This window comes from Tepidibacter aestuarii, from assembly GCF_934924865.1.
Classification (GTDB): Bacteria; Bacillota; Clostridia; order Peptostreptococcales; family Peptostreptococcaceae; genus Tepidibacter_A; species Tepidibacter_A aestuarii.
On the sequence record NZ_OW235315.1, the window covers coordinates 136,913 to 162,752 of the forward strand.

A 25,840-nucleotide genomic window follows, 5' to 3' on the forward strand; every position below is an offset into this window, starting at 1 on the left:
TAAATTGAAAAATATCAATAAAAACATATATATAAAAAACATAGAGTTATTAAAGCAATATTATCCAGAGTACATTAAAGTATTAGAAGATAATAAATATAATGATGAAAAAGTTAAAGTAATAGAAACCAGAGATGGAAATATATCTTTAATAGTAGAAAAGGGAAAAAAAATAACTATTCATAGCAAATATAAGCCTATTGAAGAAGCTAAAAGATGGACTAAAAATATCCAAATAGAAGAAAATGATTGTATATTTGTTTTTGGGATGGGCCTTTTATACCATGTTGATTTTTTATTAGAAAAAATAAGACAAAACAATAAATTGATTATTATTGAACCTAGTATAGAAGTATTAAAAAAAACTATTTCTGTAGTAGATTTAGAAAATATCATTTTAAATAACAATATAAGCATAGTTTTATATAATGATGAACATTTTAAGGATAGAGTATCAAAAATTTTAATGGAGACAGGATTGCAGCGAATAAATTATAAATATTTAAAATTACAAACATATGTAAATGCTTTTGTAGAGGAATATAGAGATTATTTAAACGTCCTAAATAATGCTAAAATAGATATACTTACGCAAAAGAATACAATAATAAATTCAAGTGAAGAATGGACAAAAAATGATTATAAAAACTTAAAGCATTTAAAAAATAGCATAAATATATCATGTTTTTTTAATAAATTCAAAAATATACCGGCTATATTAGTATCTGCAGGACCTTCATTAGATAAGAACATTGAATATATCAGGAATTTTAAAGATAAATGTTTAATTATTGCTGTAGATACTTCTTTAAAAGCATTAATAACAAAAGACATAAATCCCCATATGGTTATTTCTGTAGATGGAACATATAAGAATTATGATAAAATTAAAGGATTAGATTTTAGTAATATTCCTTTAGTGTATACAAACAGGGTATATTATAAGATTCTAGAAGAGCATAAAGGGAAGAAAATAATATATGATTTTGATTCAAATATTGTATCGAATTTGTTTAGTAGAATTGGAGAGGATATTGGAATTTTAGAAGAACAAGGTTCTGTTTCAACTTGTGCATTAGATTTTTTAATTAAAATAGGAGCTAATCCAATAGTTTTTGTTGGGCAAGATTTAGCTTATACTGATGATAAAAAGTATGCACAAAATACTATGTATGATTATGTTGATTATGAAAGATATGGAGATTTTGGATTTGAAAGTTTTGTTGATGGATATTATGGTGGGAAAGTAAAAACTGATTATGCATTAAGACGATTTTTAGAATATTTTGAGACTAGAATATATAAGGAAAAAGAAAAAATAGAATTTATAAATGCAACAGAAGGTGGAGCTAATATTAAAGGGTGTAAGAATATAACTTTAAAAAATCTTAAAAATGAATTTGAAAATAAAATCAATATTGGAATGACTATTAACAATATATTTAAAATAAAATCGATTATTAACAATGAAAATAAGGATAGATTTGTAAAAGAATTAGAAAAAATGTATCTAAGTATAAAAAATATAGAAAATAAATTAAACCAAGTACTAAAACAAATTGAACAACTACATCTAATTTATGATAAAAATGATTATTATTATAAAATTAAAGAAATTAAAGAAATTATAGCTATAGTTGATCAATTTGAAGAGTTTTTACAAAATAAAAAAGATGAAATAATTTTAATGAATTATGAATTATTTAAATGGGAACAAGAAGTAATTGCTATTACTAAAAATAGTAATATTTTAAATATAGATGAAAGACAAAAAGGATTAATTATAGCTAAAAATAATAAAATAATATATGAAAAATTAAAAGATATAGTAATAGATCACAAAAAAAAATTAGAAACATGTTTAAGTGAAATCTAAAGGTTAGAGTTATGTTATAGCTAATATTTATTATGATGAATATGCTATATCTGCAATAATAGGAAAAAATAAAACATTAGTATGCTAATTTAATCGATAAAAAAGTAGTGGGATTGGATTGGATATAATTAAAGAAGTTTATATATATAATTTAATATAAATAAGGGGGAAAAATGAAGAATATAGTTTTGCTTAAAGGTAAGTTTCAGTATGATGTAGTTAATAGATTTATTGATTATATAGAAAAAGGTTTTTATAAATTAGGATATGAAACTAGAATAATTGAATTTAGTAATTTTGATTCTGAAGAAAAGAAAAATGAATATATATATAAATTATTAACATTTATTGATAATGATACACAATTTGTATTTTTATTTAATTTAATTATGAATAATGTATTGAAAGGGTTTACCAAAATATATGATAAACTTAATTTTTTAACAGTAGGTTTTTTAGTAGATAGCACTATTCTTCATTATGATAGAGTTAAAAATATATCAGATAAAGATGTTTTATTTTGTATGGATGAAAATCATATAGATATAGCAAAATTATATACTAAAAATGTATATTTTTCACCTCATGGAGGTTGTGAAGCAAGAACAAAAATAAGTATAGACTCTTGTAAAAGAAATAAGCCTATTGTCTTTGCTGGTACTTATGAAAACTCTAATGAAATTTTTAATGATTGGAAATATTATGATGAAACAACTAGAAAAAATATGTTAGAAATTCTAGAATTAGGAATGAGCTCAAAAGAATTATATTTAGAGAATATAGTTATAGATTTTCTAAAATCAAGATTTGAATTTGAAGACATGATGGAGTCTGGAGGATATCAAATATTCACAGAAATTGATAGATATATAAGAATGAAGAGAAGAGAAGATATTATAAACTCTTTAATTAATAAAGGACTTAAGGTAGAATGCTATGGGAAAGGTTGGGAAAATTTTGGACTGGCTGATAAATTAGACGTAAAAGGAAGTGTAAGTTTCAGCTATATACTACATTTGATGCAAAAATCAAAAGTATTTTTAGATTGTACCCCTTCCTATAAAAAAGGAGGACATGAAAGAATATTTTCTAGTATGTTGAATGGTTCAGTGTGTTTTACAGATAGAAATATTTATTTAGGAAAAGAGTTTAAAGAGAATAAAGAAATATTATTTTATGATTATGACAATTTAAATGAAAGTATTGATAGATTAATAGATATTTTAGATAATGACAGCAAAAGAATTGAAATTGCTCAAGATGGTCAAAAAAAGGCATTAGAAAATCATACATGGGAAAATAGAGCTAAGTTTATTGTAGATAAAATAAATGAAATTAAATTATAATTTATAGGAGGATTTATGAAAGTTTTAGTTACGGGTGCAGATGGCTTTATAGGAAGTCATCTAGTTGAAGCTTTATTAGAAGAAGGACATGATGTAAGAGCATTTGCTTATTATAATTCATTTAATTCATGGGGATGGCTTGATACCCTTCCTAAAGATAGATTAAAAGAAATTGAAGTGTTTACAGGTGATATAAGAGATCCTAATGGAGTAAGGGAAGCTATGAAAGGAATAGAGGAGGTTTATCATTTAGCCGCACTTATTGCTATTCCATTTAGTTACCATTCTCCAGATTCTTATGTAGATACAAATATAAAAGGAACTCTTAATGTATTACAAGCCGCTAGAGATTTAGATACTAAAAGAGTATTAGTTACTTCTACATCAGAAGTTTATGGAACAGCTAAATATGTACCAATAGATGAAAAACATCCATTTCAAGGACAATCTCCTTATTCTGCGACTAAAATAGGAGCAGATAGAATAGCAGAGTCGTTCTATAAAAGTTTTAATATGCCAATTAGTATAGTAAGACCTTTCAATACATATGGACCAAGACAATCAGCAAGAGCTGTAATACCTACAATAATAACTCAGCTTTTAGCTGGGAAAGAAGAGATAAAACTTGGAAGTTTAACACCTACTAGAGACTTTAACTATGTAAAAGATACCGCTAGAGGATTTATAGATATAGCTAAAAGTGATAAAACAATAGGAGAAGAGATAAATATAGCAACTCAAAAAGAAATTTCAATAGGAGAATTAGCACAAGAACTTATAAATCAAATAAATCCTAATGCTAAAATAATTTGTGATGAACAAAGAATAAGACCAGAAAAAAGTGAAGTTAATAGATTGCTTGGATCTAATGAAAAAATAAAAAGACTTACAAACTGGGATACAAGATATAGTTTAACAGAAGGAATTGCCGAAACTATAGAGTGGATTAAAAATAATTTAGATAAATATAAAGTTGATATTTATAATCTTTAGATTAAAAAAATAAATGAGGTGATTTTGTGGGAACTAGTAATTGAGGATCTTTTAATAGTATATTAACAGTTTTGGCTACAATAAATCCAAAATCAATGTTAGATGTGGGAGTTGGATTTGGAAGATATGGATTTGTTGCTAGAGAGTTGTTAGATTATGAGATTAATGAAGATGGAAGTTATGCTAAATGGAAAAGAAGAATTGATGGAATAGAGATATTTGAAAAATATTTAACTCCAGTACATGAATATGTATATGATGAAATTTATATAAGAGATGCTTATGATCTTATAAGAGATAAAGATTTTTATTATGATATGGTTTTAATATCAGATGTTATAGAAGATTTCACAAAAAAAATGCTATAACATTAATAAAAAATACTTTGAAGAAAACTAATAATTTGGTAATAAATACTCCTTATATATACTATGACCAAGATGAATTACATAGTAACTCAAATGAAAAACATTTATCTGGTTGGGACATTCAAGATTTTAAAGATTTAGGAGCAAAATATATTTGGAGAGACGGTATATCATTGATTGTTGTGTTTTCAAATAGAGACTTGAATATACCGTTAGCAGAAGATAAAGTAGATGAATTGAATAATCAAGATATAATCAATTTAAAATTAATGTTAAATATGTATTTAGAAACTAATCAATTTAAAGAATCGTATAGAATATCTAAAAAATATACAGAAATATATCCTAATGATTTTGAAATAAATCTAATATGTGCATTTTCAAGTGAAAAGATAGGTTATTTTAAAGAGGCATATAAACATGCTAAATTGGCATATGAAATGAATAGTGAATCACAATATGCAAAAAAAATCATGGAAAGAAATCACTTTTAAAAAATTAATATATTTTAACGAGGAGAAATTAATATGGATAAGTTTATACCTTTATCGGTTCCAAAGTTAAAAGGAAAAGAACTTGAATATGTTACTAACGCTATAGAAACTGAATGGGTATCTACAGGTGGAGCATATATAAATGAGTTTGAAAAAAATATAGCTAAATATTTAAATATAGAAAATGCTGTAGCTTGTCAGAGTGGAACAGCAGGTCTTCATTTGGCTTTAAGATTATGCGAAGTGAAATATGGTGATGAGGTAATAGTTCCAACTCTTACATTTATAGCTGCAGTAAATCCAGTGAAATATTTAGGGGCAGAGCCTATATTTATGGATTGCGATGATACTTTAAATATGGATTTAGATAAACTTGAAGAATTTTGTGAAAAAGAATGTTATTTAACAGAAAAAGGATTAATAAATAAAAAAACTAAAAAAATTATAAAAGCTTTAGTAGTTGTTCATGTATTTGGTAATATGGTTAATATGGAAAAAATAATGAATATAGCAAATAAATATAAGCTTAAAGTAGTAGAAGATGCAACTGAAGCTTTAGGAACTTATTGTACAGAAGGGAAATATAAAAGTAAATTTGCAGGAACAATAGGAGATTTTGGGGTTTATTCTTTTAATGGAAATAAGATTATAACTACTGGTGGAGGAGGAATGTTAGTAGGGAAAAATATAGATTTAGTTTTAAAAGCTAAATATTTATCAACTCAAGCTAAAGACGACCAGCTATATTATAATCATAGTGAAATAGGATATAATTACAGAATGACCAATATTCAAGCTGCTTTAGGAGTTGCTCAACTTGAACGGTTAGAAGAATTCATACAAATAAAGACTAAGAATTATAGTTTATATAAAAGTAAAATAAAAAATATAGAAGGATTAAGTTTATTAGATTTTAATCAAAACTGTAGATCAAATTATTGGTTTTATTCTTTAGTTATAAATAAAGAGAAATATGGTTTAAATAGAGACGAATTATTAAAAAAACTTAGCGAAAAAAAAATACAAACAAGACCTATTTGGGGACTTATACATAAGCAAAAACCTTATGTAAATAGTCAATCTTATAAGATAGAAAAAGCAAATTATTATTTAGAAAAAATAATTAATATACCCTGTAGTACTAATTTGAGTAAAGAAGAAGTTTTAATGGTAATTAAGGCATTAACAAATTTAAAACTAAGTATATAAGAAGGGATACTTATGAGACTACAAGATTTATTTATAGATGAGACTATGACCATAAAAGAAGCTTTAAAAAAGTTAGATGAAACAGCAAAAAAAATACTAATTGTTACTGAATATAATAAATTAAAAGCAGTTATAACTGATGGAGATATAAGACGTTGGATATTAAGAAGTGGAGATTTATCAAAAACAGTTAGTTTAATAATGAATAAAAAGCCTGTATTTTTAACGATAGGAAATGAACACTTAGCAGAAAAATTGATGAAGGAAAAATTTATTGAAAGTATTCCAGTGGTAAATAAAAACAAAGAAGTAGTAAATGTAATATTCTGGAATGAAAAATTTAAAGATAGGCTTAATTATTTTAATAAAATACAAAATCCCGTAGTTATAATGGCAGGAGGAAAAGGAACAAGACTCTATCCTTTTACAAAAATTTTTCCTAAACCACTAATTCCTATAGGAGAAATTCCTATAGTTGAAAGAATTATGAATAGATTTAGAGAATATGGCTGTGATGATTTTTACTTAACTGTAAATTATAAAAAAAATATGATAAGAGCATATTTTAACGAATTAAAAAAAGATTATAAAATAAATTATGTTGAAGAAGAAAGGCCTTTGGGAACAGGGGGCAGTTTACATTTATTAAAAGGAAAAATAAATAATACATTTTTTGTAAGTAATTGTGATATTTTAATAGATGGTAATTATTCAGATATGCTTAGATTTCATAAAGAAAATAAAAATAAAATTACAATGATAACATCTCTTAAACATTATGCTATTCCTTATGGTGTAATAAAATTGAATGAAGATGAAACTATAAAAAATATAGTTGAAAAACCTGAATATGATTTTTTAGTTAATACAGGTATGTATATATTAGATCCAGAAACTATAGAGGATGTACCAGAAAATGATTTCTATCATATTACAGATTTAATAAATTATTATATTAAAAAAGGAGAAAAAGTAGGGGCATATCCAGTTAGTGATAAATCATGGCTTGATATGGGACAATTTAAAGAAATGGAAAATATGATTGAAAGGTTAGGGTTAAAGTAAAATGAAAGATATTATACTAATAGGTGGAGGAGGACATTGTAAAAGTATAATAGATTCATTAAAAGACAGCTGTGAATTTAACATAGTAGGAATATTGGATCTAAAAGAAAATATAGGCGGTTTTATTAATAACATAAAAATAATAGGAACAGATAATGATTTGGTTAAATTCCACAAAAAAGGGATTAACTATGCATTTATAGGTGTTGGAAGTATAGGAAATCCTAAGTTGAGAATTGAACTTTATGAAAATGCGAAAAAAATAGGATATAAATTCCCTTTTATAATAGATAAAAGTGCAATAATTTCTAAAAATACAGTGATAAAAGAAGGCTCTTTTATAGGTAAGGGAGTTATAATTAATTCAGATGTGCACATCGGTAAAAATTGTATTATAAACACGGGATGTATAATAGATCATGAGTGCATTATAAAAGATTTTGTTCATATAGCTCCAGGGAGTGTTTTGAGTGGAGGGGTTGAAATTGGAACAAACACCCACATAGGGACGAACTCTACTATTATACAATATAGAAAAATAGGTAGTAATACAATTATAGGAGCAGGAAGTGTAGTAGTAAAAGATATAAAAAATAATGTTAAAGCTTATGGGAATCCTTGTAAGGAGGTATATTAATTGGCTAATGTATTTATAATAGCTGAAGCTGGAGTTAATCATAATGGGAGCTTAGATATTGCAAAAAAATTGATAGATGTGGCTGTAGAAGCAAAGGTGGATGCAGTCAAATTTCAAAGCTTTAAAACTGAAAAACTTGTTTCAAAAAATGCACAGAAAGCGCAATACCAAAAAGAAACTACAGATTTTTCAGAAAATCAATTTGATATGATAAAAAAATTAGAATTAGATTATGAAAAACATGAAGATTTAGTTAATTACTGCAAATCAAAAGAAATAATGTTTTTATCTTCACCTTTTGATTTGGAAAGCATAGACTTATTAGATAGTATGGGTTTAGAAATTTTTAAAATACCATCTGGAGAAATAACAAATCTACCTTATTTAAGAAAAATAGGGAAATTAAAAAAGAAAGTAATTTTATCAACTGGTATGGCTACACTTGGAGAAATAGAACAAGCATTAAACATTTTAAAAGAAAATGGAACATATGATATTACAGTCTTACATTGCAACACAGAATATCCAACTCCAATTGAAGATGTAAATTTAAAAGCCATGAATACTATAAAAGAAGCATTTAAAGTAGAAGTTGGATACTCAGACCATACATTAGGAATAGAAGCTCCTATAGCAGCAGTAGCCCTAGGAGCAAAAGTAATAGAAAAGCATTTTACATTAGATAAAAACATGAAAGGACCAGATCATAGAGCTAGTTTAAATCCTCAAGAATTAAAAGCTATGGTTAGATATATTAGGAATATAGAAAAAGCTATTGGAGATGGAATAAAAAGACCTTCTAAATCAGAGTTGAAAAATAAAGATATCGCTAGAAAAAGTTTAGTAGCAAATTGCAGTATAAAAAAAGGAGAAATTTTTACAGAAAAAAATATACAAGCAAAAAGACCAGGCAAAGGAATATCTCCTATGAGATGGAATGAAGTAATAGGTAAAGTAGCCAATAAAGATTATAAAGAAGATGAGTTGATTGAAATATGAAAAAAAAAGTTTGTGTAATTACTGGAACAAGAGCAGAGTATGGGCTATTGAAACCTTTAATAGATAAAATAGATAAAGATAGTGAATTAGAATTACAATTAATAGTTACTGGAATGCATTTATCGCCAGAGTTTGGATTTACTTATAATGAAATACAAACAGATGGATATAAAATAGATGAAAAAATTGAAATCTTATTAAGTTCAGATACCAATGTGGGAATATCTAAATCTATGGGACTTGCTATGATAAGTTTTGCAGAATGTTATGAAAGATTAAAACCAGATATGATAGTTGTATTAGGTGATCGATATGAAATATTTTGCGCTGCAAGTTGTGCTATGATATCTAGAATACCTATTTCTCATTTACATGGTGGAGAAGTTACTGAAGGTGTAGTAGATGAAGCTATAAGACATTCAATTAGTAAAATGAGTTATATTCACTTTACTAGTACACAAGAATATAGAAATAGAGTAATTCAGTTAGGAGAATGTCCAGACCGAGTTTTTAATGTAGGTGCTATAGGTATAGAAAATATAAAAAATATGAATTTACTGTCTAAAGAAGATTTACAAAAAAGTATAGGTTTTAAGTTTGGAGAAAAAACAATATTGGTTACATTTCATCCAGTTACATTAGAAAAGTTCTCTTCGAGAAAACAATTTCAAAACCTACTAGATGCAATAGATGAAATGAAAAATTTAAAGGTGATTTTTACAAAAGCAAACTCAGATACAAATGGAAGAATAATTAATAAAATAATAGATGAATATGTTAATAAAAATAAAGAAAAAGCTATAGCATTTATATCGCTAGGACAATTAAGATACTTGAGTGCTATGAAATATGTAGATGCAGTTGTCGGAAATTCGTCTAGTGGAATAATAGAAGCTCCTTCTTTTAAAGTTCCTACAGTTAATATAGGAGATAGGCAAAAAGGAAGAATACAAGCTAAATCTGTTATTAATTGTAAGCCTAGTAAAAAAGATATTTTAAATAGTTTTGAAAAAGCTTTTTCTAGAGAATTTAAGAATGAAATAAAGTTTACCAAAAATCCGTATGGAGATGGAAAAGTATCCAATAAAATTATGAAAGAAATAAAACGATATTTATTTGATGATCTAATAAATATAAAAAAGCCTTTTTATGATATAAAGGTGAGGTGATTTTATGAAAAAAATACTTGCAATTATACCCGCTAGAGGAGGATCTAAGGGGGTACCTCGAAAAAATATAAAGCATTTATACGGTAAACATTTAATAGGTTGGACTATAGAAGCAGCTAAAAAGTCTAAGTATATAGATAGATTAATAGTATCAACAGAAGATAAAGAAATAGCTGAGGTTTCTAAAAAATATGGATGTGAAATTCCTTTCTTAAGGCCAAAAGAGCTTGCAAAAGATGATACATCTGGAATAGATCCTGTAATACATGCTGTTAATTGTATGAAAAATGATTATGGTTATAATCCGGATTATGTTATGCTTTTACAGTGCACTTCTCCTCTTAGAAATGAGAAGCAAATAGATGAATCTATAGAATTAATTTTAGAAAATGAAAATTCAGAGTCTTTAATTTCCATTACAGAAGTTGAACATAATCCTTATTGGAATAAAAAAATTGATAAGAATGGATTTTTAAAGGATTTCATAGAATACGACAAAAGTAAATTTGTAAGAAGACAAGATTTCAAAAAAATTTACAGATTAAATGGTGCTATATATATAGCTAAAACAGATTTACTAATAAGACAAAAAAGTTTTGATACAAAATTTACAATACCATATATTATGGATAAAAAAAGTTCTATAGATATAGATACAATAGAAGATTTTGAACTTGCTGAATTTTATATTTCAAAATTAAACAATAGTTTTTGAGTGTATTAAAAAATCATTTTGTCTAAATTTTTTAGACAAAATGATTTTTTTTAAAAAGAAATTAATCTAAATACATGATGTAATCTATAAAGAAACTAATACTTTAGAAGTTTTATTGCATGTATAAATCGTATGGAATATATCCATGATTAAAGTGTGATTATACTAAATCTAAAATCTTATATATAGGAAGTTAAAACATACTTTAGAAGAACGGATAAAAGAAACTAGATAGTAAATAAAATCTACATAACATAATATAAAAAGTTATATGGGGGTATAGAGTTGACTAAAGAATATAGTTTTGAAGTGGCTGGACATAGAAGCATATATACTAAAAATTATAGTAATAGGAAGATTAAAGTATATTTTGTATACCTGATTTAGATGCTAATTTAGAAACTTGAATGGTATTGTTAATTTCTGGTTTTGGAGGACATGCAAATTCAAATGTATATAAAAAGATGAGAAAAGAGTTTGCAGATAAATATAATATGGTTACTGTTCAATGTGATTATTTTGGATGGGGATTTATGCAAGAAGAAAAAAATATACATTTCTTTGATTATGATAAGAACGAATTAAAAAAAATTTTTTTCATCTGAAGATATAGAATATATTTATGAATCTAGAAAATCTGAGGTGAGTAGATTTTTGGAGATATCCAGTAAATATAATTTAAGTATAGATTGTAAAGCTGATTTATTTGATGAAAACTTAAATAACTTTAATGATATGGGAGCGGTTCAAGCTCTAGATAATATTACAGCTTTATTAAGAGTTATAGCTATATTATATAATAATAGGTACAAGTTTAATGCAAAAAAGATAATTATATATGATCATTCTTATGGTGCATATTTAGCTTATTTATATAATGTTTTTGCACCAACTGTATTTTCGTTGATAATAGATAATTCAGATTGGATATATCCAATGTATCTTAAAAATGATAGACAGACTTTTGCGAGTATGAAAAATTATATACTAAATATCAAATTGGAATATTTAGCTAAAAAATTAGACATAGATAAGGAAATGTTATATTTACCTTATTTATAGTCTAGATTCGAAAATGAGTGTAATATAGATTGTTATCATAGTGTAACGGATAATCTTATCAGCCACAGGGATAAAAAAAGCTTTTGTGATGCTATAAAAAAATATAAATATAATGAAGTTACTTCGAATGAGATGGATGGAAGCATATTCAAATCTACGAATCATGGATTAGATGCAGAATTTTTAGGATTATTTAATCAAGCTTATGAAAATTTTGCTAATAAATTTGGAAAAGATCATTTAATAAATCTACAAAAGGATATTTTTATAAAAACTAAAAAAGGAGAATATTTAATAAATTACGATGATAATTTACCAAATTTTATGTTTTTAAAATAACTATAACAAAAAGGAAAGTTTTATAAATAAATACTAAAAATGAATGAAGAAAAAACTGTTACAATAGGATAAGGTGGAGCTGTAATTGCTAATGATAAAAGTTTTTATGAAAATCAAAAATTTTAGGAGCTACGGAATCACGAACAATTAGAGATTGGATATAATTATAGATGTTCAATATATATTTGGAATAAGTCAAACAAATTAGATGAATTTAAAGTAGAAATAAAATAAATATTTAATGAATTAACAATGGAAAATATAGTAATAAATATTCGACATAGATATGTTTATTACTATATTTTCCATATTATTAAAAACTAGTATATAGGGAAGGGAAATATCTTGATGAAAAAAACTTTATAAATCAATCACGATACTTTCTTTATTTCCTTAAATAATAAATAAGGATTATATAATATCTAACAATAATAGATAAAAAGTTAAGTAAGAATAAAAAATATAATCGATTAAACTTAAGGATATTTTTTTATTGTCGATAAAATAAATAGGAATAAATTCTATAAGGAGATGAGTTAGTGTGAAAAAACAATCAATAGAAGCTTTAAACACAGCTGTTGAATATATGGATAATATATTCATTGGCATAGAACAAATAACAAATGGCTATATATCAGGAGAAGAAGCAAATGCAAATAATACAATGTTATTATTAATAGATGGATTAGATTGGATTAACAAAGTTTTAGTTTTAACTAAAGAGTTTCACAGTATAAATTCGAATGAATTAAATGAAGTATATTATGAAATTTTTGAAGCTGTAGAAAATAATGATACAGTATTAATATCAGATTTGCTAGATTATGAAATTAAACCTAAAATTCAGGAGTGGCAAGAAATATTAAAAAAAGAAGTTGGTCAATATGTTTCATAGACTTTATTATAAATAAGCTGACTGAACTATTAGATTAAATAATAGTAATAGAAATGAAAATACATTTTTTACATAGTAAATATGATATTATTAAAGAAACAGAAGATTTGCTAAAACTAATTCAAAAAAATTAAAACTATATAATATTTTATATAGTTTTAGATTTAGATACTACATAAGAGCATTAATAAAATATATGGATAAAGACCAAAAACTGTATGTATTTGATCTTAGAAAAGATACATGTGAATTTACTGTGAATAATTTAGAATTAAAAGATATATATGAAAAAATAGATGTAAATAAAGTTGAAAATAAATTAACTATATCAGAATATGATATTTGAATAGTTTCATATAAAAGTTTTTAGATACAATAAATATTAGGATGTTAATGAAAAAGAAACATAAGCAGAGTTATTTATAATTATTAAAATATATGAGGATAATCAATGATTTTATTACTTTGTAGCGAATAAGGTTATTGATTATCTTTTTTTATATAAACTTAAATATATTTATTGCCGATAACTAAAATAGAAAATAGATAAAAGGAGTGTTTATCATGCGAATAGATTCTTCTATGTTTAGTAGTCAAATTAATCCAACTAAATCAGAAATAGTTAATGATAAAAATATACCAAAAAATAAAGAAGATATAACAAAGCAATCTGAGAAGAAGGAAGAAAATGTATCATTTCCAGGTGAAAAAAAATTGATAGAGGCTATAGAAAAAGCAAATAAAGAACTAGTAGGAACAAATACTCATCTTAAATTTTCTATACATGAAAGAACAAAACAAATAGCTGTAAAAATAATAGATAGTGAAACTGAAGAAGTAATAAAAGAAATTCCATCAGAAAAGATATTAGATATGATTGCAGATATGTGTGAAAGATCAGGTATTTTTGTAGATCAAAAAGGATAGGGGAGGTATATATGTCGGGAATTAGATTCAGTGGAATAGCAAGTGGGATGGATACAGAAACTATGGTTAAGCAGCTTATGGATGCTGAAAAAATTAGACTTAATAAATACAATCAAGAAAAGCAAATAACACAATGGACTCAAGAAGCTTATAATGATGTAAATAAAGATATAGCAAATTTTATATTAGATACTAAAAAGGAACTTGGAGTTAGCTTTGGTGGATCAATAGGTAGTGCATCATGGATTAAAAAAGCTACATCTTCTGATACGAGTATTTTTGATGCTACAGCTAATTCTAGTGCTGCATCTGGAACTCATAGTTTAAAAGTAGTACAATTAGCTGAAGGTGTTACTTTAGGGAGTGCCTCTGCTATACAAAATTCAGGAGAAGACAAGACTGTAGACCAATTAGGAGTTGGAGCTGTTGGTGCTTTTTCTATAAATATAAATGGAGAATCTATTTCTTTAGATTCAAGCAATACGTTGTCAGATGTAGTAAGTGCAATAAATAGCAAAACGGATGTGACTGGAGTAAAAGCAAGTTATGATTCTAGTATAGGAAGACTTTTTTTAAATACCAGTTCTACAGGTTCAAGTTCAAAAATTGAGATTACGGGAGATACACATAATTTATTTGTTGATCCAGATGGAGCAGGTGCGGGAGAAAGTATTTTAAAAACAAATATGAGTGCTAATGGAGGAGATATCACATCAAGTGATCCTGCTATTTATGTAGGAAAAGATGCTATAATAGATTTTGATGGAGCTAATGGGATAAAATATTCATCAAATAACATTACTATAAATGGAATAAATATAGATTTAAAATCAGCTGATGCGGGTACTGAACATACTATAAAAGTAGATACGGATGTAGATGGAGTATATGACAAAATAAAAGGTTTTGTAGATAAATATAATGAACTTTTAGATAAGTTGAATAAAAAAATAGGAGAAAAAAGCTATAGAGATTATAAACCTTTAACAGATGATCAAAAGGAGGCTATGGATGAAAAAACTATAGATCTTTGGGAAGAAAAGGCTAAATCAGGACTTTTAAAAAATAATGAACATATAACTAAACTACTTGGTAATACAAGATCTGGATTATATGAATCTGTATATAGTGATTTTGATAATGATACAAAATTATCTGGATTTTCTTTCTTGACTGAAATAGGTATAACTACTGGAACTTATCAAGAAAGAGGAAAACTAAAAATAGATGAAGATAAATTAAAAGAAGCAATTACTAATGATGTTGATGGAGTAATGGATTTATTATTTAAGACTCCAGATGAAACAAAAACTGATAAAGAAAAAAGAGCAGAAACAGGACTTATAAATAGACTTTATGATGATATGATAGATGGAATGAAGGATATTATAGATAAGTCAGGAACAGGAGATAATGCATTATTATATAGAGAGGTAAAATCTACTATACTTATAGATTTTGTAACAAAGAGTGGATCTATAAGTTTATTAGATAAAGATGTACTTAATATTGAAAAACAAATATCTAGAGAAAATAGTAGGTTAAGCAGCATTGAAGATAGATATTGGAGACAGTTTACTGCAATGGAAAAGGCCATGAATCAAATGAACTCTCAAAGTTCGTGGCTTATGTCTCAAATGGGCGGTATGTAGATAAATTTATTAGGAGGAATTAATTATGGCGATGGCAAATCCATATGCACAATATAAAAATCAATCAATAAATACGGCAACACCGGAAGAGCTTACTTTAAAGCTTTATGAAGGATGTATTAAGTTTATTAATTTAGCAATGATAGGTATAGATGAAAAAAATATAGAGAAATGTAATACTAATATAATAAAAGCCCAGAATATAATAACTGAACTTAATATAACTCTTAATATGGATTATGAAATATCTAAAAATTTAAGAATGTTATATGATTATCTCAAGGAGAGGTTAATAGAAGCTAATTTAAAAAAGGATAAAGCTATACTTGAAGAGGTTAAAGATTTTGTAGTTGAATTTAGAGATACTTGGAAAGAAGCTATGAAGTTGGCTAGACAAGGAAAGTAGGTAATTTGATGAACATAAGAGAGTTGATAAATCTTCTAATTCAAATTAGCGAAACAAAGTATAATTTAATGAAAGATATATACGAAATAACTAAAGTGCAAAAGATAGCTATAGAGAATGATAATTCAGATTCACTTATTAGCTATATTGAAAAAAAACAGGATAAAATAGATGGGGTAGATAAATTAGACAAGCAGTTTTATAGTTTATACATAAAATTAAAAGAAGATTTAAATATAGATTCGATTGAACATATAGACACTCAAAAATATCTTGAAATTAAAGATTTAAAAATTAAAATAGAGAACATATTGAAATTAACTAAAGAAATAGATGAGATAGATAAGATTAATACTAAAAAAGTAAAAGAAGAATTAGAGAAAGTAAAAGAGAATATAAAAAATATAAAAAATGATAAAAAAAATTTAAAGAATAATGTAAGAGCTTATAAAGGATATAATACTAAATACAATCATGCTCAAGGTGTATTTATAGATAATAAAAAATAAAAGGAGGAGATTGTATGGATATAGCAGCTATGTCAATTGGACTTAGTCAAGCCAAGCTTTCACAAGAAGTAAGTCTTTCTGTTATGAAAAATGTTATGGACACATCACAACAAAATGCAAATATGATTAATGAAATGATAAATACTAATGTTAAAGCTATGGAAAAATCAGTTACACCTCATTTAGGAAATAATATTGACATTAAATTATAAATTTGATAAAATGTTATGGTTGATATTATAGGTCTGTGGTTGAAAGTCCAAGCCAGTCGCAGGCAAAAGGATCCACGTAAGTTAATTCAAAAGCGAGTTAATGATCATGGTGCGGCTTAGATGTAAGCCCTGCCGATAAAAAATCGAGAGAGTTAGTAGTGAGGCAAACCCGAGCAAAACCTCCAGCAGGCGAGTGTGGGGTCAAAAACCAGGTCAGCTATAATATTAGAAAGAGCATCTATATAGATGCTCTTTTTTTATAGGAATTTTTACTGTAGATATACTGGTTTAAATGTTGAAATTTGAATATTTTAGTGTGTTAACAAAAAGTTCGACAATTTAGAAAAATTAAAAACTAACAACCTTGTGGACTTTTGTCAAAAAAGTCCACAACTAAAAAGCAGTTATAAACTTTATTCACAGGTTTATACACATTATCCACAGGTAAACTTAAAAGTTATCCACTGCATATTTAAATAAGATTAACTATTAATAGTATTAAATTAATATATTATATAATATTAATTGATTTTGCTTTTTAATAAAGTGAAACATAATTCAGATGGAATTTTTACGCCAGCTGAATTTTTAATTTAGTAAGTGCCTTTTTGGGTAAACTAATCCAGAAGTTATTAAATTTTTAGATTCAATTTAAAAGGATGAAGTTTTGAAAATTGTTAAATTGCGGATAAATATTTAATGTGAATTTTAGTTGTAAAATTTTAATAAAAAAGCATTAATTTAATTCTAAAAAAAGCGTTTCAATAATATATTAGTGGGTAAAATAATATTAATAAAATTTATTTTAGAATATCTATTTTTAAAATCCAAATTTTGTATTATAATAAGTATGATTTAACAATATTTACATAAATAAAATTATAAGAATATATTATATACATCTAACTATATATATAATATCCAATATTTTTATAATTAATAGTAAATTATAAACTTTAGAATTTATAAGGTGGATATAATTTACGTTATGAATTTCAAAAAAGTCTACATCTAAAATTTTTCAAAGGAAGACTTTTTTATAATTATTTATGTGATATATGTTAAGTAGTTTAGAGAATGGAAGGGGATGGCTTTATGAAATTAACTATAGTGGGAAAAAACATTGAATTAACAGAAGGAATCAAAGTAGCAGTAGAAGAAAAATTAAGTAAGATAAAAAGATATTTCAACGATGATATAGATGTTAGAGCTACTATTAGAGTTAAGAAAAGCAGACAAACTATAGAAGTAACTATAATCCCTGTAAGCGGAAATATAATAAGAGCTGAGGATTCAGAAGAAAATTTATATGCAGCTATAGATGTTGTTGTAGATAAGTTGAGTAAACAACTTAGAAAATATAAGACAAAACTTATAAACAAACATCAAGATAACGCAAGTATTAGATTTGATAATATAGAGAGTTCAATTGAAAGTGATAATGGTAGTGAAATAAATATAGCAAGAAGAAAGAAATTTGGTATAAAACCTATGAATGAGGAAGAAGCTATACTTCAAATGGAACTTTTAGGACATAATTTCTTTGTATTTACAAATGCAGAGACTAATGAAATGAATGTAGCATATAAGCGTAAATCAGGTGATTACGGTATAATAGAACAGGCATAATGAAAGGTGGGACTTAGATCCCATCTTTTTTTCGTATAGTATAATAATTAGTTTGAAGTTGTAAATAATCTATATGTATTCCACAATATAATTTTATTTATTTACTTGGCTATGTTAAAATATATAATAATGGAAATTAATATAAGAGAGAGGTATACAATATGAGCTTTTTAGAAGATTTATTTGGATTTTCAGGTAAAAAAGAAATAAAGAAGATTGAAAAGATTGTAGATAAGATAGATGCTATAGAAAGCAAGTTTGAAAGTATGAGTGAAGAAGAACTTAAAAATATGACTAATGTATTCAAAGAAAGATTGAACAATGGAGAGACGCTGGATGATATATTAGTTGAAGCTTTTGCCGTTACGAGAGAAGCATCAAAGAGAGTTCTTGGAATGAGACATTATAGAGTTCAGTTAGTAGGAGGTATAGTCCTTCATCAAGGAAGAATTGCTGAAATGAAGACAGGAGAAGGTAAAACTTTAGTTGCAACAGCACCTGTATACTTAAATGCTCTGACTGGAGATGGAGTACATGTAATAACCGTTAATGACTATCTTGCTAAACGTGACAAAGAGTGGATGGCTAAGTTATATGAATATATGGGATTAAGTGTAGGAGTTATAGTTCATGGACAAACTCCAGAAGAGAGAAAAGCACAATATGCTTGCGATATAACTTATGGTACTAATAATGAGTTTGGATTTGACTATTTAAGAGATAACATGGTTATACATAAGGAACAGATGGTTCAAAAGAAATTAAACTTTGTAATAGTCGATGAGGTAGATTCTATATTAATAGATGAAGCTAGAACACCTCTTATAATATCTGGTGCAGGAGATAAATCTACAGGACTTTATTTTGCAGCAGACCAGTTTGTTAAAATGTTAAAGAATGAAGATGATTATGTAGTAGATGAAAAAGCTAATTCTGTGTCACTGACTGAAGAAGGTATCCACAAGGGAGAAAAATTCTTTGCGGTTGAGAATTTAACTGACATGTCTAATATGGAAATATACCATCATATAAATCAGGCATTAAAAGCTCATAATCAAATGAAGAGGGATGTTGATTATGTAATTAAGGATGGAGAAATAGTAATAGTAGATGAGTTTACTGGAAGACTTATGTTTGGTAGAAGATATTCAGATGGACTACATCAAGCGATAGAGGCTAAGGAAGGTCTTAAAGTACAAAGAGAATCAAAGACTCTTGCTACTATAACATTCCAAAACTATTTTAGAATGTATAAAAAGATTTCAGGTATGACAGGTACAGCTAAAACAGAAGAAGAGGAATTTAGATCTATATACGGTATGGATGTTGTTCAGATTCCTACTAACAAACCTATTGAAAGACAAGATGTATCAGATTCTATATATAGAACTGTAAATGGAAAGTTTAAAGCAGTAGTAAGAGAGATAGAAGAAAGACATAAGAAGAAGCAACCTGTTCTTGTAGGTACTATATCTATAGAAAACTCTGAACTTTTATCTTCTATGTTAAAGAAAAAGGGTATACCTCATGCGATTCTTAATGCCAAGCAGCATGAGAAAGAGGCGGAAATAGTATCTCAAGCTGGAAAAATAGGAGCAGTAACTATTGCAACTAATATGGCTGGTCGTGGTACTGACATTATACTTGGAGGAAACCCTGAATTTTTAGCTAAGAACGAGTTAAAGAAAAAAGGATATAACGACGAAGTATTAGCCCTTGTAACATCTCATATAGAAATTGATGATGAGTATGTTCAAATGGCTAAAAAAGAGTACAATAAAATATACGCTGAAATAAAACAGGAAACAGACAAGGAACAACAAGAGGTATTAAATGCTGGAGGACTTTGTATAATAGGTACAGAGAGACATGAGTCAAGAAGAATAGATAATCAGCTTCGTGGTCGTGCTGGACGTCAAGGAGATCCTGGAGTATCTAGATTCTATATAACACTTGAAGATGATCTTATGAGACTATTTGGTAGTGAAAAGATTATGGGTGTTGTAGATAAATTAGGAATGGAAGAAGACATGCCTATAGAGCATAAGATACTTTCAAAATCTATAGAAGGGGCTCAAAAGAAGGTAGAGGGTAAGAACTTCTCTATAAGAAAGCACGTTCTTCAATATGATGATGTTATGAATAAACAAAGAGAGATAATATACAAAGAAAGAAGAAGCGTTCTTGAAGGAGAAAATATAAAAGAAAATATAACTAACATGATACAAAACACTATAGATAGTTCGGTTATGATATACACAGCAGATAGTGATTATCCTGAAGAGTGGGATTTAGAAGGATTAAAGGATCATTTATATAATATATTCTTACCAAAGGGATGTATAGAGTTTAATAATATAGAAGAACTTGATAGAGATAAGATAAAAGAAGATATAATGAATATAGCTGCTAATATATATGATCAGAAAGAAAGAGAAATAGACTCTGAAAGAATGAGAGAAATAGAGCGAGTTATTTTACTTCAAGTAGTAGATACTAAGTGGATGGATCATATAGATGCTATGGAACAGCTACGTCAAGGTATAGGTCTTAGAGCAATAGGTCAAGAAGACCCTGTAAGAGCATATCAATTTGAAGGATTTGATATGTTTGAAGAAATGATAAAATCTATACAAGAAGAAACTATCAAATACCTATATAACTTTACAGTGGAAGAGAAAATAGAAAGAAAACAGGTTGTTGATATAGACAATTTATCTACTGCATCAGATGAACCTGATAATAAGACTGTTGTAAAGGGCGATGAAATTGGAAGAAATGAAGCATGCCCTTGTGGTAGTGGGAAAAAGTATAAAAAATGCTGTGGAAGAAACTAATAGGAGGGTTAAATGCTTAATATTCAAGAATATAATCAAAGAATAGATGAAATGAAAAATTCAATAGACGAATTGAGGGCTTCTCTTTGACATAGCAAAAATAGAATATAAAATACAGGAGCAAGAAGAAAAAATGTCTGAGCAAAATTTTTGGGATGACAACGAAAAAGCTCAAAAATTACTTCAAGAAAACAAGATGCTAAAAGAGAGTATAGAAGAATTTGAGAACCTTGAAAACTCTCTAGAGGATATAGATGTATTAATAGAACTTGCGCTTGAAGAAGATGATTTATCTCTTGAGAAAGAGGTAAATAAATCTATAGAAAATTTATATTCGAATATAGATAAAATGAAAATAAAAACTCTTTTAAATGGAGAGTATGATAAAAATAATGCTATAATATCTATACATGCGGGAACAGGTGGACTTGATGCTCAGGACTGGGCAAAAATGCTACTTAGAATGTATACTAGATGGTCAGAAAGTAAGGAATATAAAGCATCATTATTAGATATAATAGCAGATCCTGAAGCTGGAATAAAAAGTGCTACATTGTCAGTAGAAGGAATTAATGCATATGGTTACCTAAAATCAGAAAAGGGAGTTCATAGATTAGTTAGAATATCGCCTTTTGATACATCTGGAAAGAGGCATACATCATTTGCATCTATAGATGTAATACCAGAGCTTGATGATGATACAAGTGTAGATATAAATCCTAGTGATTTAAAAATAGATACGTATAAAGCTTCAGGAGCTGGAGGACAGCATGTAAATAAAACGGAATCGGCTGTTAGAATAACTCATATACCAACAGGTGTTGTGGTTCAATGTCAAAATCAAAGATCGCAACATTTAAATAAAGATAAGGCTATGAAGATGCTAATGGCAAAGCTTATAGAGTTAAAAGAACTGGAGCAGAAAGAAAAAATAGAAGATATACAAGGTGAGTATTCACAAATAGCATGGGGGAGTCAAATAAGATCATACGTATTCCAACCATACAAATTAGTTAAAGATCATAGAACCAACCTAGATATAGGAAATGTTCAAGGTGTAATGGATGGAAATCTAGATCCATTCATGAATGAATATCTAAAACATACTAAAAAATAAGGAAGAGACTAAGTCTCTTCCTTTTATTTATTAGTAAGCTACATCATCACATCAACCAACATACCTTTTATACCATCAAGCTTTTTTATTACAGAAAGTCTGTCTACCTCTTGTCCTATAAATTCTTTAGTTAATGAGCTAAGCTCTCTATCTACATTTTTTACAATTCCATAAACCCTATGACGACCTCTTCTGTCTAGAAAGTTTTGTTGAGAGAAGGAATGAGAATTATTAACTGCTACGTTAAGGAATTCTTTTACTAGCTTCTTGTATTCAATCAAATCTTTAAGATATAATTTTTCTCCTATCTTATCAGACTGCTCACTTATCTTGTCATAAAGCTCTGTTAAATGTTCTTTTACTTTATCCGATTTTATATTTTCAAATTTAGCTTTAAATTCCGTTCTTTTGATTTCTTTTGATTTATTAACTTTATTAACATTGGATATCTGATTTATATTATTAATTGGATTAACCTTATTCAAAATCGCATCTCCCCTCTTTTACCGATTATATTATATGTTATCGGCAAAATAAATATAAATTTTATATATTGTTTTGTATATTTTAAATATAACCTATGCTGAGTTGGTAGATCAAATGGATAGTCTGAAAATACCATATAAACTTATAATTAATAGATGTCGATAAATAATTATAACTAATTTAAAAAGGGTGAGGATATGATAAATAACGTTTCAGCTGAGGCAGCATATAGTGCTGCAAGTGATGCCTATAATAATTTGAATACAACTTCAAAGGTTAGAGGTACAGTTGTTGAAATTAGTGGAGATGATGTAACTTTAGATGTTGGAGATAAGAAACTTCTTAATTTAAAGGTTAAGGAAAATATAAATGCAAAAGCCGGAGATGCAGTAGTAATAGACAAAAAAAATATAGTAGAATCCAAAAAAACAGATGATATTAGGAATCAAAAAATAACTGAAAATGATAAAATAGAATACTCAGATATACTCAAAAGATTAGATATGGATGTGAACGATGAAAATTTAGAAGCAGTTAAGACTCTTAAGAACCACGATATAAGTATAACTAAAGAAAATATTATGTCCTTTGTGTATAGTAAAAAATCATTAGATGATATTATAGTAAATTTAGATTACGATAGTGCTGTTAAGATAATGGATAAGGGAGTGGATATTGAAAATGATTCACTTCAAAAGATAGCAGATACTATAAAAGAGGTCAAAAGTGAAAAGGAATACTTCTCATTTTTAAAATTATTTAAAAATAAAAAAGAACTCACAATGGATGAAGCTGAGAAAATAACTGAGAAATTGTATGGAAGTAAGATGGGGAAGGATATAACTGATATAGTAAAAACTCTACATAAAAAGAATGTTAAGATAACCAAAAGAAATATAGAAAAAGTAAATGACATATTTTATAAATTAGATAAACTACAAGATGCAGAAGAAGATACGTTTATAGATACGGTAAAGAATAATATAAGTCCTACAATAGATAACTTGTACAATATAAAGAATTTCGTAAAAAGTGGGGCAATAAAGGTTGCTGATAAGATAAGCTCTATATCTGTTAAAGCTTACGAATCTTTTTTACCTAAGCTAACTAAGGTTACACAAAAGGAGCTAGATTTACTACAAGAGGATATAAAGGAAAGTTTAGATAGAATGCAAGTAAGTATTACGGATAATAACATAAAGCTTTCTGAGAAAATGATAAAGAATGAATTAGAACTGACAAAAGAAAACATTCAAAGCATAAATGAAATGAAGGAAGCTTTAGCGTATGTAATCAAAAATTTAAATAAAGAAAATCTAGCATCTATGATAAAAGAAGACATAGATATAGAAAAGATGGATATAAGAGATATAGAAAATAAGTTAAAGGATATAGGTAATATTCATATAACATCGGATATAGAGGTAAAAGAAGTATCTGACATAATAGAAAAACTACAAAATCTAAAAGAGTTAGACGAAACTGATTTAGTTAAATTGATTAAAAAAGACGTAGATTTTAATTTAAGCAAATTGAATAAAGTTATATCAAATTCTAATATAGACACTGAGATTATAAATACAACAGTTCAATCTATAAGTAAAATTACAGAAGTTTTTAATGATGTAAAGAATTTAGATTTGAATGCGATATCTTTTAATTTAAGAAATTCAATACCTATGACATTGAATAATGTATATAAATCTCATAAAAGTATAAATAAACAAGTCATAAAGCTTGAAAAAAATAGTGAAAATATAGTAAAAAAACATGTAAAAGACAATATAAGTTTATTTAAAACACAAGATAATGATACTAAAACTGTAGATTTAAATAAAGCATTTGAAGTGGCTAAGTCTTTGGTTCAAAATAAACTAAGTTTAAGTAAATCCAATATTCAAAAGGTATATAGTGCATACAATCAATATGAATACATAAAAGATAACCTGACAAGTAATATGGTTAAGGAAAGTATTAAACAGAATAACCCTATAGACAATATGAACTTAAAAGAAGCTGGAGATTACATAAAAGAGTTTAGCAATGCTGATAGGGCAAACATAAAAATAGATAAATATATTGAGCAAGTAACAGATAATATAAGAAATATAAATAGAGAAAAAAATAATTGTATAGCTTTTAATATAAAAAACAATAAAGATATGACTTTAAAAGAAGTTCAAAGTACATCTGATTTTTTAAAGAATAAGAATCAACTAGGGCATAAGATATCAAACTTTTTGGATAAAATAAAAAATACTGATGAAAGTTATGAGAAAGAAGATACTCAATTAAAAAATTACGCAGATAAGATAGAGGGGACAATTAAAAAGTACTCTGAGAATATAAAAAAAGGCGATTTTAAACCTCGCAAAGCATATGAAGATATATCAGAAGATATAAAAAAATTCAGAGAAGATATAGATTTAACTAAGGATTACAATAAAGATATTGATGAAAAACATAAAGAAGTAAAAGAATCGCTTGAGAGAAGTTACACATCAAATAAAGATGAAAAATTCATTCAATACCCTCTCGTGATAAATGATCATTTTTCAAATTTAAATATGTACTACAAAAACAGAAAAAATTCATCTAAAAATATAGATAAGGATGATATGGATGTAGCAATTAGCCTTGATACTAAAAATTTAGGAAATATAAATATTCACTTAGGGGTAAATAAAGCTAAGGTTAAAGTAAAAATAGGATTAGACGATAAGAATAATATAGAGTATATAAAAGGGAATAAAGATATATTAAATAGTTTTTTAGAAGAGATAGAGTATGATTTAGAAGATGTAGAATTTGAGTTTGATAAAGATAATATAATTGGTCTAAATGAAGAACAGGAAATAGAAAGTAATATTAAGGGATTTTTGGATATCAAGATTTAAA

Annotated in this window: 26 protein-coding genes; 25 read left to right on the forward strand and 1 reads right to left on the reverse strand. The window is 26.6% G+C overall.

Annotated elements, in window-relative coordinates:
- The first annotated feature begins 4 nt into the window (after positions 1-4).
- The 24 genes from M2214_RS00710 (at position 5) to prfB (ending at position 22,456) form a co-directional block, all read left to right on the forward strand.
- Positions 5-1,876: a motility associated factor glycosyltransferase family protein gene (locus M2214_RS00710; protein WP_248481674.1), complete on the forward strand. Its 1,872-nt coding sequence runs from the start codon at positions 5-7 to the stop codon at positions 1,874-1,876.
- Between the two features lie 173 nt (positions 1,877-2,049).
- Positions 2,050-3,222, forward strand: a complete 1,173-nt coding sequence (locus M2214_RS00715) for a glycosyltransferase family protein (protein ID WP_248481675.1) — start codon at positions 2,050-2,052, stop codon at positions 3,220-3,222.
- A 15-nt stretch (positions 3,223-3,237) separates the two neighbouring features.
- A complete protein-coding gene (locus M2214_RS00720) occupies positions 3,238-4,215 on the forward strand; it encodes an NAD-dependent 4,6-dehydratase LegB (RefSeq protein ID WP_248481691.1) in 978 nt (325 codons plus the stop codon).
- Between the two features lie 71 nt (positions 4,216-4,286).
- Positions 4,287-4,583, forward strand: a complete 297-nt coding sequence (locus M2214_RS00725; RefSeq protein WP_248481693.1) for a hypothetical protein — start codon at positions 4,287-4,289, stop codon at positions 4,581-4,583.
- A 17-nt stretch (positions 4,584-4,600) separates the two neighbouring features.
- Positions 4,601-5,077 carry a hypothetical protein gene (locus tag M2214_RS00730; RefSeq protein WP_248481695.1) on the forward strand — a complete coding sequence of 159 codons (477 nt, stop codon included), beginning with the start codon at positions 4,601-4,603 and terminating at the stop codon, positions 5,075-5,077.
- 33 nt (positions 5,078-5,110) lie between these two features.
- The gene (locus M2214_RS00735; RefSeq protein ID WP_248481697.1) at positions 5,111-6,286 is read left to right on the forward strand and encodes a LegC family aminotransferase; all 1,176 of its coding nucleotides are present in this window, start codon (positions 5,111-5,113) and stop codon (positions 6,284-6,286) included.
- A 12-nt stretch (positions 6,287-6,298) separates the two neighbouring features.
- Positions 6,299-7,351, forward strand: coding sequence for a nucleotidyltransferase family protein (locus M2214_RS00740; protein WP_248481699.1), 1,053 nt, complete (start codon positions 6,299-6,301; stop codon positions 7,349-7,351).
- Between the two features lies 1 nt (position 7,352).
- Entirely contained in the window at positions 7,353-7,988 is a 636-nt protein-coding gene (locus M2214_RS00745) for an acetyltransferase (protein ID WP_248481701.1), read from the forward strand.
- Positions 7,989-8,987 (forward strand): N-acetylneuraminate synthase, encoded by a 999-nt coding sequence (gene neuB, locus M2214_RS00750; RefSeq protein WP_248481703.1) that lies wholly within the window; start codon positions 7,989-7,991, stop codon positions 8,985-8,987.
- Positions 8,984-10,156, forward strand: coding sequence for a UDP-N-acetylglucosamine 2-epimerase (gene neuC, locus M2214_RS00755; protein ID WP_248481705.1), 1,173 nt, complete (start codon positions 8,984-8,986; stop codon positions 10,154-10,156). The genes neuB and neuC overlap by 4 nt, the downstream gene beginning before the upstream one ends.
- 4 nt (positions 10,157-10,160) lie before the next feature.
- Positions 10,161-10,871: an acylneuraminate cytidylyltransferase family protein gene (locus M2214_RS00760; RefSeq protein ID WP_248481707.1), complete on the forward strand. Its 711-nt coding sequence runs from the start codon at positions 10,161-10,163 to the stop codon at positions 10,869-10,871.
- Between the two features lie 407 nt (positions 10,872-11,278).
- Positions 11,279-11,476: a hypothetical protein gene (locus tag M2214_RS00765; RefSeq protein WP_248481709.1), complete on the forward strand. Its 198-nt coding sequence runs from the start codon at positions 11,279-11,281 to the stop codon at positions 11,474-11,476.
- Between the two features lie 37 nt (positions 11,477-11,513).
- Positions 11,514-11,933: a DUF2920 family protein gene (locus M2214_RS00770; RefSeq protein WP_248481710.1), complete on the forward strand. Its 420-nt coding sequence runs from the start codon at positions 11,514-11,516 to the stop codon at positions 11,931-11,933.
- A gap of 132 nt (positions 11,934-12,065) precedes the next feature.
- Entirely contained in the window at positions 12,066-12,272 is a 207-nt protein-coding gene (locus tag M2214_RS00775; RefSeq protein WP_248481712.1) for a hypothetical protein, read from the forward strand.
- Positions 12,273-12,813: 541 nt separating this feature from the next.
- Positions 12,814-13,167, forward strand: a complete 354-nt coding sequence (locus M2214_RS00780; RefSeq protein WP_248481714.1) for a hypothetical protein — start codon at positions 12,814-12,816, stop codon at positions 13,165-13,167.
- A gap of 196 nt (positions 13,168-13,363) precedes the next feature.
- Positions 13,364-13,513 (forward strand): hypothetical protein, encoded by a 150-nt coding sequence (locus M2214_RS00785; RefSeq protein ID WP_248481716.1) that lies wholly within the window; start codon positions 13,364-13,366, stop codon positions 13,511-13,513.
- 218 nt (positions 13,514-13,731) lie between these two features.
- On the forward strand, positions 13,732-14,094 hold the full coding sequence (locus M2214_RS00790; RefSeq protein WP_248481717.1) for a flagellar protein FlaG: 363 nt from the start codon (positions 13,732-13,734) through the stop codon (positions 14,092-14,094).
- Positions 14,095-14,105: 11 nt separating this feature from the next.
- Positions 14,106-15,746, forward strand: a complete 1,641-nt coding sequence (gene fliD, locus M2214_RS00795; RefSeq protein WP_248481719.1) for a flagellar filament capping protein FliD — start codon at positions 14,106-14,108, stop codon at positions 15,744-15,746.
- Positions 15,747-15,771: 25 nt separating this feature from the next.
- Positions 15,772-16,152 (forward strand): flagellar export chaperone FliS, encoded by a 381-nt coding sequence (gene fliS, locus M2214_RS00800; RefSeq protein WP_248481721.1) that lies wholly within the window; start codon positions 15,772-15,774, stop codon positions 16,150-16,152.
- A gap of 8 nt (positions 16,153-16,160) precedes the next feature.
- Positions 16,161-16,661, forward strand: coding sequence for a flagellar export chaperone FlgN (gene flgN / locus M2214_RS00805; RefSeq protein WP_248481723.1), 501 nt, complete (start codon positions 16,161-16,163; stop codon positions 16,659-16,661).
- 14 nt (positions 16,662-16,675) lie between these two features.
- The gene (locus tag M2214_RS00810) at positions 16,676-16,873 is read left to right on the forward strand and encodes a YjfB family protein (protein WP_248481725.1); all 198 of its coding nucleotides are present in this window, start codon (positions 16,676-16,678) and stop codon (positions 16,871-16,873) included.
- A 1,095-nt stretch (positions 16,874-17,968) separates the two neighbouring features.
- On the forward strand, positions 17,969-18,502 hold the full coding sequence (gene hpf, locus M2214_RS00815; protein WP_248481727.1) for a ribosome hibernation-promoting factor, HPF/YfiA family: 534 nt from the start codon (positions 17,969-17,971) through the stop codon (positions 18,500-18,502).
- 161 nt (positions 18,503-18,663) lie between these two features.
- Complete coding sequence (gene secA, locus M2214_RS00820; protein WP_248481730.1) at positions 18,664-21,339, forward strand: preprotein translocase subunit SecA; 2,676 nt, start codon at positions 18,664-18,666, stop codon at positions 21,337-21,339.
- A 12-nt stretch (positions 21,340-21,351) separates the two neighbouring features.
- Positions 21,352-22,456 (forward strand): peptide chain release factor 2 gene (gene prfB / locus M2214_RS00825; protein ID WP_248481732.1). Its coding sequence is split into 2 segments (ribosomal slippage): positions 21,352-21,426 and positions 21,428-22,456, totalling 1,104 coding nucleotides; the frame shifts between segments, so codons are not numbered across the junction.
- Positions 22,457-22,494: 38 nt separating this feature from the next.
- Here the strand turns inward: prfB and M2214_RS00830 are convergent.
- Entirely contained in the window at positions 22,495-22,941 is a 447-nt protein-coding gene (locus M2214_RS00830) for a YaaR family protein (protein ID WP_248481733.1), read from the reverse strand.
- A 198-nt stretch (positions 22,942-23,139) separates the two neighbouring features.
- On the opposite strand from M2214_RS00830, the gene M2214_RS00835 reads away from it, so the two are divergent.
- Positions 23,140-25,839 carry a DUF6240 domain-containing protein gene (locus tag M2214_RS00835; protein WP_248481735.1) on the forward strand — a complete coding sequence of 900 codons (2,700 nt, stop codon included), beginning with the start codon at positions 23,140-23,142 and terminating at the stop codon, positions 25,837-25,839.
- Position 25,840: the final 1 nt, after the last annotated feature.